Origin of the sequence: Streptomyces sp. NPDC086787, assembly GCF_044745865.1 — a bacterium.
GTDB lineage: Bacteria > Actinomycetota > Actinomycetes > Streptomycetales > Streptomycetaceae > Streptomyces.
The window spans coordinates 122,049-134,491 of sequence record NZ_JBIVBC010000015.1; the positions used below are offsets into that span (position 1 = coordinate 122,049).

Genomic DNA, 12,443 nt, shown 5'->3' on the forward strand with positions numbered 1-12,443 from the left:
CTACTTCTCCTGCTTCTCGGCGGCGTGCGCTGATCGAGGCGCATCGCCGCTCATCTCGTCCTTCTCGCCGTCCGTCATGGTCTCGGCGAGTCCCTGCAATGCCGCCCAACGGATGTCGACGGCGTCGTGGTGGTGGTCCGGGTCATCCGCAAGGCGTGCACCGCACTCGGCGCACAGTCCCGGGCAGTCTTCCTGGCACACCGGCTGCATCGGCAGTGCGAGCACCACCGCATCGCGCAGCACCGGTTCGAGGTCGAAAAGTCCGTCCTCGAGGAAGAACCTGTCCTCGTCGTCCTCGGCGTCGTCGCCCGGTTCCGCGATCGTGCGGCCCCGGTCGTCGGCGTCAGGGTACGAGAACAGCTCCTGGAAGTCCGCTTCGACATCGAGGCCGAGCGGCTCCAGACACCTTACGCACTCCCCCTTGGCCAGTGCACGGGCGGTGCCTGTGACAAGCGCACCTTCCATGACCGACTCAAGCCTGATCTCGAGCTCCAGCGGGGTGCCTTCCGGCACTCCGACGACCCCGGGGATCCCCAGATCCACAGGAGCGTCGACCGTGCGGGTCAGCCGCCGCAGCGCACCGGGACGCCTCCCCAGCTCGTGTGTGTCGAACACGAGAGGGTCGCGATGGTCAAGGCGTGCGTTGGAGGTCATCCTGCTTTCGGTCTTCTGAGCTCAGAGGGAACCCTGCCCCTCGATGTTCTGGGGGCAGCGTTGATCGCGGACGTACACGCGACCGAAGAGCCAGGATACTGGACCTTTCGCTGTCGGCCCAATCCGGGGTCTTCGGACCCTAGAGGCCGCGTTCCCGCTCGTAGGCGCGCAGCTGCTCGGGGGTGATCATGCTGGTGTCGAAGAGGCTGGTCTCGTCCAGGGCGTAGCCCTGCTGCTGCTGGTTCACGGCCTGCTGCGGGTCGTACGCCGGCTGCCCGCCGTCATAGGCCTGGTAGGCGTACGGGTCCTGCTGGTAGCCGTACTGCGCCTGGGGGGCGTAGTCGGGCTGCTGCGGGTAGCCGCCGTAGACGTCCTGCTGCTGGTAGCCGTAGGCGGCCTGCGGCTCGTACTGGTGCGGTACGACGGGCTGCTGCTGCGCGGGCTGCTCGGCCGGGGCGGCCTCCCGGGCGGCGTCCCGGTCGGCGAGGGCCGCGAGGTCGGCCAGGTAGTCGGCGTCGCTCGAGTGCTGGAACGTGGCGCCGTCGGCGGAGAGCGCGCCGAGGTCGTCGCTCGCGATCCGGCCGTGCAGCTTCTGGCGGCCGCGGCCGACGGCGTCCAGGGTCTTGGCCAGGACGGCCTCGAAGGCGCCGAGCTTGACGTCCACATAGGCGTCGGCGTCGCGGCGCAGTGTCTCCGGGTCGTGGCTGCGTTCGGGGGCGTCTTCGTCCTCGTAGCCCTGCTCGTCCAGGCCGGGGCCGGTACCGAGGAGCTTCTCCCGGCCGCGGCCGACCGAGCCGAGGGTCTTGGTGAGCACGACCTCGAAGTTGGCGAGCTTGGAGTCGACGTAGTCGTCGGCCTCGGCGCGCACGTCCTCGGCCTCCTTGCGGGCCTCGGCGAGGATCCGGTCGGCCTCGGCCTGGGAGCGGCGGGCGACCTCGGTGTCGGAGATCAGCGAGCCGCGCTGGGTGTGCGCGTGCTCGATGATCCGCTCGGCCTCCTGTCGGGCCTGCTCGACCATCTGGTCGCGGTCGCCGATCAGCTCCTGGGCCTGGGCGAGAGAGCCGGGCAGTGCCTGGCGCACCTCTTCGAGCAGCGCGAGCAGGTCGGCGCGGTTGACCACGCACGACGCCGACATCGGCATGGCTCTGGCGCCGGAGACGACGGCCACGATGTCGTCGAGCTTCTTCTGTACGTCCACCTGTGCTCGCCACTCTCTACAGCTGGTTGGAGACGGACGGGACGACTGTATGCCCTCAGTCCTGTTTCCCGTCATGCCCTCAGTCCTGTTTCCCGTCCTGCTTCAGGCGCTCGGTGAGCACTTCGAGGACCATGGGCGGGACCAGGTGGGAGACGTCGCCGCCCCAGGTCGCGACCTCCTTGACCAGGGAGGACGACAGGAAGCTGTAGGTGGGGTTGGTGGGCACGAAGAGGGTCTCGACGCCCGAGAGGCCGTTGTTCATCTGGGCCATCTGAAGCTCGTAGTCGAAGTCGCTGACGGCGCGCAGGCCCTTGACGATGGCGGGGATGTCGCGCTGCTTGCAGAAGTCCACGAGCAGGCCGTGGAAGGCCTCGACCCGTACGTTGCCGTAGTCGGCGGTGACCCGGCGGATCAGTTCGATCCGCTCCTCGATCTCGAACAGGCCCTTCTTGGACTTGTTGATCATCACCGCGACATAGACCTCGTCATACAGACGGGAGGCGCGGGAAATGATGTCGAGATGTCCGTTGGTGATCGGGTCGAACGACCCGGGACAGACGGCGCGGCGCACTTGTGATCCCTCGCTCTCCGGTCCGGTCATCGTGCGTCTTCGCACGTAGAGGCGGCGCGACCGTACCAAAACGTTCCCTCGCCGTAACGACGGGACCGGAGTCCCTCGAAGCCGTCCGGCCAGTGGAATTCGCCGCCTCTGGTGCTGCGCTCCACGGTGACGAGGGCTTCCTCCGCGAGCCACCCCTGCGTGCGGAGTGTGAGCAGAATCTCGCGAAGATCGTCGTCGGTCACCGCGTACGGCGGGTCGAGGAAGGCGATGTCGTACGGCTCGGCGGGCGCCGAGGTCCGAACGACCTGCTCCGCCTTGCCCGCCCTGACCTCGGCTCCGGGCAGGCCGAGGCTGTGCACGTTCTCGCGGACGGTGCGGGCGGCTCTGGCGTCGGCCTCGACGAGCAGGGCGTGGCCCGCGCCGCGGGACAGCGCCTCCAGGCCCACGGCGCCGGAGCCGGCGTACAGGTCGAGCACACGCTCACCGTCCATGGGGCCGCCGAGCAGGGACTGCCAGGTGCCGAAGAGACCCTCACGCGCGCGGTCGGAGGTGGGGCGGGTGCCGGTTCCTGGCGGCACCGCCAGGCGACGTCCGCCGGCCGTGCCGGCGATCACGCGGGTCATCTCGGGGTCCTTGTCCGGGTGTTCTGGGCGGTCACCGGTTCAGTCTGTCAGGCACACGCGGCTTTCGCCGGGACACCCCGTGCGGCCTCCTGTCCCGCTTGCCTCCCGTGTCTCCGTTGCCTCCCTTTCATCCCTTGTCCAGATACTGCTCCCGGTCCGCGTCCAGAAGTGCGTCCAGGGCCGTGCGCAGGCCCGGGTGGGACGTCAGGTCGGGGTCCGCCGTCACCACGGACACCGCCTCGTCCCGGGCCTGCGCGATGACCTCCTCGTCCTCGATGACGGCCAGGACGCGCAGCGAGGTGCGGGCGCCGGACTGGGCCTGGCCGAGGACATCGCCCTCGCGGCGCTGTTCCAGGTCGATGCGGGAGAGCTCGAAGCCGTCGAGGGTGGCGGCGACGGCGTTGAGACGCCGGCGGGCCGGGCTCGCCTCGGGCATCTCGGTGACCAGGAGGCACAGGCCGGGGGCGGAGCCACGGCCGACACGCCCGCGCAGCTGGTGCAGCTGGGAGACACCGAAGCGGTCGGCGTCCATGATCACCATCGCGGTGGCGTTCGGGACGTTGACTCCGACCTCGATGACGGTGGTGGCCACCAGGACGTCGGTCTCCCCCGCCGCGAAGCGGCGCATCACGGCGTCCTTGTCGTCGGGGTGCATCCTGCCGTGCAGCACCTCCACCGCGAGGCCCTGGAGCGGGCCCTTGGCCAACTGGTCGGCCACGTCGAGCACGGCGAGCGGGGGGCGCTTCTCGGCGTCGCCCTCCGGGGACTTCTTGGCCTCCGCGGCCTCGTCGGCGTCGTCCCCGATGCGCGGGCAGACCACATAGGCCTGGTGTCCGCCCGTCACCTCCTCGCGCACCCGCTCCCAGGCCCGCGCCAGGAAGTGCGGCTTGTCCGCGGCCGGGACGACATGGGTGGCGATGGGCGAGCGGCCGGCCGGGAGCTGGTCGAGGACGGAGGTCTCCAGGTCGCCGAAGACGGTCATGGCGACCGTCCGCGGGATCGGCGTGGCGGTCATGACCAGCAGGTGCGGCGGCTGCTTGCCCTTGCCGCGCAGGGCGTCCCGCTGCTCGACGCCGAATCGGTGCTGTTCGTCCACGACCACCAGCCCGAGGTCGTGGAACTGGACCTTGTCCTCGATCAGCGCGTGCGTGCCGATCACGATCCCGGCCTCACCGGTCACGAGGTCGAGCAGTGCCTGACGGCGCGCGGCCGCGCCCATGGACCCGGTGAGCAGCACGATCTTGGTGGCGTGTTCGGCGCCGCCGAGCATGCTGCCCTCGGCCAGATCGCCCATCATCTCGACCACCGAGCGGTGATGCTGCTGGGCGAGCACCTCGGTGGGGGCGAGCATCGCGGCCTGACCGCCCGCGTCGACCACGGCGAGCATGGCGCGCAGCGCGACCAGTGTCTTGCCGGAGCCGACCTCGCCCTGGAGCAGCCGGTGCATCGGGTGCTCGGTGGCCAGGTCGGTGAAGATCTCCGCGGAGACCTTCCGCTGGCCCTCGGTGAGGGTGAACGGGAGGCGGTCGTCGAAGGCGGTGAGCAGCCCGTCGGCCTTCGGTGCACGGGACACCGCCGGCAGCTGCGCGTCGGCGTGCCGGCGGCGGGCGAGGGCGATCTGGAGGACGAAGGCCTCGTCCCACTTGAGGCGGGCGCGGGCGTCGGCGATGTCGGCCTTGGTGTGCGGGCGGTGGATCTTGAGCAGGGCCTCGGGGAGGGTGACCAGGCCGCGGCCCTCGCGGAGCGGGGCGGGCAGGGGGTCGAGGACGTCCTGGGAGCTCGGCAGCACCGTCTGGACCGCCTTGCCGATCTTCCAGGACTCCAGTTTGGCGGTGGCCGGGTAGATGGGGATGAGCGCCCCGGCCCAGCTCTCCGCCGTCTCCTCGGTGTCGCTCTTCAGCAACTCGTACGCCGGGTGTGCCAGTTGGAGGCGCCTGTTGAACACGGACACCTTGCCCGCGAACATCGCGCGCGTGCCCGGCAGCAGCTCCTTGTGCGGCTTGTGAACACCGTTGCCGAAGAAGACCAGTTGGAGACGGCCGCTGCCGTCGGTGATGGTGACCTCCAGCCGCTGGCCCTTGCCTCGGGGCGCCTTGCTGGAGGCGAAGCTGTGCAGCCGGGCGTCGGCGACCTGGGCGACCACCGTGACGTGCTCGTCCATGGGGAGGTCGGCGAGGTGGGTGAGCTGGCCGCGCTCCTCGTATCTGCGCGGGTAGTGGTGCAGCAGGTCGCCGACGGAGTGCAGGCCGAGGTGCTCGGCCATCACCTTCGCGGTGGCGGGGCCGAGCACCGACTTCAGCGGTCGGGTCAGTGGTTCTTCCGGTGCGGGCACGAGATCCATTGCACACCACGCCACCGACATCGCCGTATACGCGCCGGGAAACCCCTGGTCGCACGGACTGTTCCAGCCCTAGGATGACTCGCTCCGGCCATCCCCGCGGTCACCGCCCCAGTCCGGGACCGCCCGACCCCGCGCCGACGCACCTCCCCCCACCGGCGCTGCGACGATGGACTTCCAGACCTCTCAGTCATCCCCGGCCTCACCGGCGTCCCCTCATTCGTTCCAGGTCGACCTGCGTGGTCTGGTGGACCTGCTGTCCCATCACCTGTACTCCAGCCCCAAGGTCTACCTGCGCGAACTGCTCCAGAACGCGGTGGACGCCATCACCGCCCGGCGGGGCGAGGAGCCCGGCGCCCCGGCCCGGGTGCGGCTGTACGCCGAGGACGGTGCCCTGCGGGTGGAGGACACCGGCGTCGGGCTGACCGAGTCCGACGTGCACAGCCTGCTGGCGACGATCGGCCGCAGCTCCAAGCGTGCGGAGGGTCTGCAGGAGGCCCGCTCGGACTTCCTCGGCCAGTTCGGCATAGGACTGCTCGCCTGTTTCGTGGTCGCCGAGCGGATCCGGGTCGTCAGCCGCAGCGCCCGTACGCCCGGCGCGCCGCCCGTGGAGTGGACGGCGCGCGACGACGGCTCCTACACCGTGCGGACGCTTCCCGACGAGGCACGGCCCGAACCGGGCACCACCGTGCACCTGGAGGCGCGGGCCGGGGCCGCCGAGTGGCTCTCGCCCGAACGGGTGCGCGCGCTGGCGCGGGACTTCGGGTCGCTGCTGCCGTACGACGTGCGCGTGGGCGGCGAGCCGGTCACCGACCTGCCGGCGCCCTGGGACCGTCCCTACCCCTCCCCCGCCACCCGCCGGGTGGCGCTGGCCCGGCACTGCCATGAACTGTTCGGGTTCACACCGCTGGACTCGATCGGCCTGGACGTGCCGCTGGCCGGGATCCGCGGCGTGGCGTACGTGCTGCCCGCGGCGGTCAGTCCCGCGCAGCGGGCCACGCACCGGGTGCACCTGAAGGGCATGCTGCTCACCGAGCGGGCCGAACAGCTGCTGCCGGACTGGGCGTTCTTCGTGCGCTGCGTCCTCGACACGGACAGCCTGCGGCCCACCGCCTCACGCGAGTCCCTGTACGAGGACGAGACCCTCGCCGCCGTGCGGGAGGCGCTCGGCGAGCGGATCCGTTCCTGGCTGACGGGGCTGGCGGCGGGCGATCCGGAGCGGCTGGCCGCGTTCCTGTCGGTGCACCATCTGGGCGTGAAGTCGCTGGCCCGGCACGACGGCGAGATGCTGCGCACGATGCTGCCGTGGCTGCCGTTCGAGACCACCGACGGACGGCTGTCCCTGGAGGAGTTCGCGCAGCGGCACCCCGTCGTGCACTTCACGCGGACGGTGGAGGAGTACCGGCAGGTCGCGCCGATCGCCTCCGCGCAGGGCATCGGCGTGGTCAACGGCGGTTACACGTACGACAGCGAGCTGGTCGAGGCGCTGCCGTCGGTGCGCCCGGGGACGGTGGTCGCCGAGCTGGACGCGGACACCGTGACCGCCCATCTGGACGCGGTCGACGCGGCCGAGGAGCTGGCCCTGTCCGGCTTCCTCGCGACCGCGCGGGCGAAACTCGACCCCCTGGGCTGTGATGTCGTGCTGCGTGCCTTTCATCCGCTGTCGGTGCCGGTGCTGCACCTGGACGACCGGTCGGCCCGGCACGAGCAGGCGCGGGCCGACGCCGAGGAGCAGGCCGACGACCTGTGGGCCGGCATCCTCGGCTCGCTGCGCGGCAGCGCCCCGCGTGCGCGTCTGGTGCTCAACCATCTCAACCCGCTGATCCGGCGGATCAGTTCACTGAAGGACCCGGAGCTGATCGGCACCGCGACCGAGTCGCTGTACGGGCAGGCGCTGCTGATGGCGCAGCGCCCGCTGCGGCCGGCGGACTCGGCGCTGCTCAACCGCGCCTTCATCGGGCTCCTGGAGTGGGCCACACACGGGGAGGACGGCCGCCGATGACCGGGAACACCGGGATCACCGACTTCGACTCGCTGCGCCGTGCCATGGCGGAGAACGGCGAACAGCCGGAGGGACCCGCGCGCAACGCGCGCGCGGAGCAGCTGCTCGCCGACGCGGAGCGGCTCGGCATACCGCTCGCCGTGATCGAGGCGCTCGGGCACCAGCTGAAGGTCTACAACTACAGCTCCGAGAAGGACAGGATGTTCGTCCCGTTCGCGCGACTGCTGCGCATGTGGGACGAGCGGCCCGAGGAGTTCGACGAGTACGAGACGCACTCGCTGCACTGGGTGTTCAAGTGGGTGACGGCCGGGATGCTGGACCAGCCGCACATCCCGCTCGCCTCGGTCGAGAAGTGGCTCGGCGAGATGGAGCACCGCTACCGGCTGGCCGGACACTCGGAACGGGCGGTGCGCAGCGCCGAGTTCAACGTGGGCGAGCACATCGGGGACCTGGCGCGCGCCGGACGGGCGTACGACGCGTGGCTCGCCGCCGACCGGGACCGGATGGCCGACTGCCACGCGTGCGAGCTGCACGGGCAGGGCACCTGGCAGGTGCGGCAGGGCCGGGACGCCGAGGCGCTGGAGCTGTGGCGGCCGGTGCTGACGGGCGAGTACTCCTGTGCCCACGAACCGCACAACGTCCTCGCGTCGTCCCTGACGCCCCTGCTGCGGCTGGGCCGCGTGGACGAGGCCCGCGCCCACCATCTGCGCGGTTTCCGGCTGGTACGGCCGATGGAGAGCATGCGCGGCGCCTACGCGGACCATGTGGAGTTCTGCGCGCTGACCGGCAACGAGGCACGCGGGCTCGAACTGCTCGCGGAGCGGCCCGCGTACTTCACGGACACCGGGCAGCCGCGCAGCCGGGTGGACTTCATGGGTGTGGTGGCGCTGCTGATGGACCGGCTGACCGGGCTCGGGCACGGGGAGCAGCGGGTGCCCGGCCCCGCCGGCCGGGCGTGGACCGCGCGGGAACTCGCCGTCCACGCGCGCGCTGAGGCCCTGGAACTGGCGGGACGGTTCGATCTGCGCAACGGCTCCTCGTACGTCGGTGAGATGGCGCGCGCCCGGATGGACCAGCCGCCGCTGGTGGAGCGGCTGCCGCTCGGGGTGCGGACGGGTGCCGTGCGCACCGGGGGCTCCGCCGTGCCGTCCCCGCAGGACCCGGTGACGTCGGCCGAGGCGGACGCGCCGGACCTGCCCGCGCTGCTCGCCGGGGCCCGTCGGCTGTCGGACACTCTCCAGCCGAACGCGGTGGAGGCGTGGGCGGCGGTCGCGCGGGCGGCCGAGGGCGTGGCCCTGGACGCCCGGGACCGGGCGGAGATCGCCGATCACCGGGCGATGGACCTGGGGCCCGGGGGCGCGGGCCTGTTCGAGCGGGCCGCGGAACTGTACGCGGAGGCCGGCGATCCCGGCGAGGCTCTCGCCGCACGCGCGCGTGCCGCATACGTACGGGCGCTGGCGGGTGAGGTCGGGGAGGCGCTGGCGGCGGTCGCGGAGCCGTACGAGCGGATCCTCGCGCTGTACGCGGCGGACGGCACCGGGGTACGGCAGACCGCGTCCGTGCTGATCGGGCGGGCGCGGATCCTGATGCGGGCGGTGCACGCGGACGCCCCGGGCGCGGACTCCGAAGCCGAGGGGGCCGTACGCGAGCTGCTGGCCCTGGTGGACGGACGCGCCGGGGACGATGTACGGCTGGCCGCGCGGGCCGCCGAGGGGCGGGCGATGCTCGCCGAACTCGCGGAGCGGGCCGGTGAGCCGGAGCGGGCAACGGAGCTGTTCCGGGCGGCGGTGCGCGGGTTCGTGGCGGCGGGGCTGCCGTGGTTCTCGGTCGAGTACGAGGTGCGGGTCGCCGCCCTCGCGCATCGGCTCGGCGACCCGGCCGGGGCGGAGCGTGCGCTGCGGGCGGCCCTGGAACACGGCGGGCCCCATCTGGAGCCGGTCGGGCGGGCCCAGCTGCACCTCCAGCTCGCCGAGGTGGTCGGTGCCCGGGGCGCGGTGCCGGAGGCGGCCGAGCACGCCCTGGAGGCCGCGCACTGGGCCGACGCGGCGGGCGAGAGCACGACCCTGGGCGCCTGGGCACGGCATCTGCTGGGCGGCTTCCTGCTGGGGCAGCGGCGGTTCGCGGAGGCGGCCGAGGTGCTGGAGGCCTCGCTGGCCGACCTGACCGCCGAGACGCACGGGGACGGGGCGGTCGTACAGGCGCGGTGGTGGCTCGGGGACTGCCTCGGCGAGCTGGGCGAGCACCGTGAGGCCGCCCAGCAGCGGTTGCGGGCCGCCGAGATCGCCCGGCTGTGGCCGGAGCAGGACGACCACGCGACACTCGCCCATCTCGCCGCCGAGTCGCTCGCACAGGCGGGGCTCGCGGACGACGCGGACCGTGCCTACACGCGCGCGGGCGATCTGTGGCGCTCACTGGGCAGTGTGTTCGGCCTCGTCCGCTCGCTGCGCGCCCGCGCGTGGCTGGCGTTGCGCACCGAGGGCGGGACGGCCGGGGCGCGGGAGCTGATGGCCGGCGCGGTCGAGGAGTGCGCGGTGGCGGCCGACTGCGACGATCCGGCGGAGCGGCAGCGGATGACCGCCGAACTCGGCCACACGCACCGCCAGTTCGGTGAGCTGCTGGCCCGTTCGGCACCCGAGGACGCCGGGGCGGCCGAGCAGGCCCTCGACCAGCTGGCCCGGGCGGCCGCGGTGTTCGGCACCCTGGGCGATGCCGCCCTGCCCGACCGCACGGCGGCCCTGCTGGTCGCGGGCTGGCTGGAGGAGGAACTGGGCCACCGGGAGAACGCGACCGCACGCGCGCGCGAGGTGCTCAACGCCTACGAGGACGCCGACGCCTCGGACGAGACGGTTCGGTCGCGCCGGGCCGAGGCACAGAGGATCCTGCGGCTCGGCGCACGGTGACGGCCGCCGCGGAGCGCACCGGCGAAGGGGTCACTCCACGCCGATGAGGAGGAGCGACCCCTGCCTGCCGCCCTGGTACACGACCGTGTCGACGGCCAGGTAGGACTCGCGGACGCGGGACTCCAGGCGGTCGGTGACGGCTTGGGGGGCCTGGTCGCCCAGGACGAGGGTGACCAGTTCACCACCCGCCTGGAGCATGCGGTCCAGGACGGTCTCGGCGGCGGCGATGACGTCCGTGCCGATGACCGCCACATCGCCGTCGATGAGGCCCAGGACGTCTCCGGCCTGACAGATGCCGGCCATGGTCCAGGACTGGTGCTCGGCGACGGTGACCTCGGCGTAGCGGGTGGCGCCCGCCGCCGAGGTCATCTGGACGACGTCCTCGTCGAACCGGCGCTGCGGTTCGTGCACGGCCAGCGCCGCCATTCCCTGGACCGCGGAGCGGGTCGGGATGAGGGCGACGCGGATGCCCTCGGTGCGGGCCTGCTCGGCCGCCGCGGCCGCCGTGTGCCGCAGTTCGGCGTCGTTGGGCAGCAGCACCACCTCGCGCGCGTGGGCGCGCCGTACGGCCTCGACCAGTTCCCCGCTGGCGGGCGGCTCTCCGGGGCGCGCGAGGACGGTGGTCGCGCCGGCCTCGGCGTACAGCCCGGCCAGGCCCTCCCCGGGCACCACGGCCACGACGGCCCGCTGTACTCGCTCGCGGGGCGGCCGCCCGCCTCCGGTGGGCTCGCCCGCGGTCGCGAAGTGCGTGATCCGGATCCGGTGCGGCCGTCCGGCCTCGACGCCCGCCTCCACGGCGGCACCCGCGTCGTCGACGTGCACATGGACGTTCCACAGGCCGTCCCCGCCGACCACGACCAGGGAGTCCCCGAGCGCGTCGAGACGCTCCCGCAGCCGCGCCACGGCGGTGTCGTCGGCGTCCAGGAGGTAGATCACCTCGAAGGCGGGGCCGGTCGTGGCGTCCCGGTCGGCGCAGCCCTCCGGACCGGCCGCGGGCTCCACGCGCGCGTACGGCGCGGAATCGTCCCGGGGCGCCTCCCCCGTGAACGTCTCGACCAGGGCCGCCAGCACCGCCACCAGGCCCTGCCCGCCGGCGTCGACCACTCCCGCCCGCTCCAGGACGGCGAGCTGCCCGGGGGTGGCCGCGAGGGCCGTACAGGCCCCCTGGTGGGCCGCCCGGGCGACCGTCCCGCAGTCCCCCTCGGCGGCCTCGGCGGCCTCGGCGGCCTCGGCGGCCTCGGCGGCGGCGGAGGCCACGGACAGGACCGTGCCCTCGACGGGGTGGGCCACCGCCCGGCGGGCGGAATCCGCCGCGTGCCGCAGGGCCAGCCGCAGCAGCGGCCCGTCCGCGTGGGCCGTCCCGGCGTCGGCGGTGAGCACCTGGGTCATGCCACGCAGCAGCTGGGCGAGGATGGTCCCGGAGTTGCCCCGGGCCCCGATGAGAGCGCCGTGCGCCATGGCGTGCACGGCGTCGGCCAGCGAAGGCTGCGCGCCCTGTGCCGGGCCCGCCTCGTGTCCGGCGAACACGGCCTCGACCGCCGCCGCAGCCGACTCCAGGGTCAGATACAGGTTCGTGCCGGTGTCACCGTCGGCCACCGGATAGACGTTGATCGCGTCGATCTCCTCGCGCGCCTGCCCCAGCGCCCGCAGCGCGAGAGCGCACCAGGTGCGCACCGCGACAGCGTCGAATGTCCGCGGCACCCGCGCCACCTGAGCCTCCCTGAGCCGCCTCGGCCGTCGCATCGCAGGGTAGCCCCCGGACGGGTCGCCGCCGGAGGAGGGCCGAGGTCGGGGCCCTGAGCTGCGTGATAGTTTCGCGGTACCGGAGCAGGCGTTGTATGCTGCTCCGGTTGCCCGATCTGATCGGGCCATTCCCCCTGGCAACGCCACTCAAGATCTCAGCTTCTAGGATCTCGACCCCGGCCTGCCGGGATCGACCGTAAATGCATCTGAAGTCTTTGGAGTGACCCGTGGCTGCCAACTGCGACGTCTGCGGCAAGGGCCCGGGCTTCGGCAACAACATCTCGCACTCTCACCGCCGTACGCCCCGTCGCTGGAACCCGAACATCCAGCGCGTTCGTACCGTGGTGGGCGGGACGCCGAAGCGCGTGAACGCTTGCACCTCGTGCATCAAGGCCGGCAAGGTCTCGCGCTGACCAATCGCTA

Annotated in this window: 9 protein-coding genes; 3 read left to right on the plus strand and 6 right to left on the minus strand. The window is 72.7% G+C overall.

Annotated elements, in window-relative coordinates; translation table 11 throughout:
* The 5 genes from ACIPK3_RS28100 to recG form a co-directional block, all read right to left on the minus strand.
* Window positions 1–654 carry a YceD family protein gene (locus ACIPK3_RS28100; protein ID WP_402574066.1) on the minus strand — a complete coding sequence of 218 codons (654 nt, stop codon included), beginning with the start codon at window positions 652–654 and terminating at the stop codon, window positions 1–3.
* A gap of 139 nt (window positions 655–793) precedes the next feature.
* Complete coding sequence (locus tag ACIPK3_RS28105; RefSeq protein WP_402574067.1) at window positions 794–1,852, minus strand: cell division initiation protein; 1,059 nt, start codon at window positions 1,850–1,852, stop codon at window positions 794–796.
* Window positions 1,853–1,931: 79 nt separating this feature from the next.
* A complete protein-coding gene (coaD, locus tag ACIPK3_RS28110) occupies window positions 1,932–2,423 on the minus strand; it encodes a pantetheine-phosphate adenylyltransferase (RefSeq protein WP_402574127.1) in 492 nt (163 codons plus the stop codon).
* Between the two features lie 26 nt (window positions 2,424–2,449).
* On the minus strand, window positions 2,450–3,037 hold the full coding sequence (gene rsmD / locus ACIPK3_RS28115; RefSeq protein ID WP_402574069.1) for a 16S rRNA (guanine(966)-N(2))-methyltransferase RsmD: 588 nt from the start codon (window positions 3,035–3,037) through the stop codon (window positions 2,450–2,452).
* Window positions 3,038–3,164: 127 nt separating this feature from the next.
* A complete protein-coding gene (gene recG, locus ACIPK3_RS28120) occupies window positions 3,165–5,378 on the minus strand; it encodes an ATP-dependent DNA helicase RecG (RefSeq protein WP_402574070.1) in 2,214 nt (737 codons plus the stop codon).
* A gap of 166 nt (window positions 5,379–5,544) precedes the next feature.
* On the opposite strand from recG, the gene ACIPK3_RS28125 reads away from it, so the two are divergent.
* Complete coding sequence (locus ACIPK3_RS28125) at window positions 5,545–7,377, plus strand: HSP90 family protein (protein ID WP_402574072.1); 1,833 nt, start codon at window positions 5,545–5,547, stop codon at window positions 7,375–7,377.
* Entirely contained in the window at window positions 7,374–10,277 is a 2,904-nt protein-coding gene (locus tag ACIPK3_RS28130; protein ID WP_402574074.1) for a tetratricopeptide repeat protein, read from the plus strand. The genes ACIPK3_RS28125 and ACIPK3_RS28130 overlap by 4 nt, the downstream gene beginning before the upstream one ends.
* Window positions 10,278–10,307: 30 nt before the next feature.
* Here ACIPK3_RS28130 and ACIPK3_RS28135 read toward each other — a convergent pair whose 3' ends face one another.
* Window positions 10,308–11,987, minus strand: a complete 1,680-nt coding sequence (locus ACIPK3_RS28135; protein ID WP_402574076.1) for a DAK2 domain-containing protein — start codon at window positions 11,985–11,987, stop codon at window positions 10,308–10,310.
* A 260-nt stretch (window positions 11,988–12,247) separates the two neighbouring features.
* On the opposite strand from ACIPK3_RS28135, the gene rpmB reads away from it, so the two are divergent.
* Window positions 12,248–12,433, plus strand: a complete 186-nt coding sequence (rpmB, locus tag ACIPK3_RS28140) for a 50S ribosomal protein L28 (RefSeq protein WP_004924906.1) — start codon at window positions 12,248–12,250, stop codon at window positions 12,431–12,433.
* Window positions 12,434–12,443: the final 10 nt, after the last annotated feature.

Bases quoted from the DNA above. Each gene is read 5' to 3' on its own strand.
- ACIPK3_RS28130 (WP_402574074.1), top strand. From the start codon at position 7,374: ATGACCGGGAACACCGGGATCACCGACTTCGACTCGCTGCGCCGTGCC.
- ACIPK3_RS28125 (WP_402574072.1), top strand. From the start codon at position 5,545: ATGGACTTCCAGACCTCTCAGTCATCCCCGGCCTCACCGGCGTCCCCT.
- rsmD (WP_402574069.1), bottom strand. From the start codon at position 3,037: ATGACCCGCGTGATCGCCGGCACGGCCGGCGGACGTCGCCTGGCGGTG.
- ACIPK3_RS28100 (WP_402574066.1), bottom strand. From the start codon at position 654: ATGACCTCCAACGCACGCCTTGACCATCGCGACCCTCTCGTGTTCGAC.
- recG (WP_402574070.1), bottom strand. From the start codon at position 5,378: ATGGATCTCGTGCCCGCACCGGAAGAACCACTGACCCGACCGCTGAAG.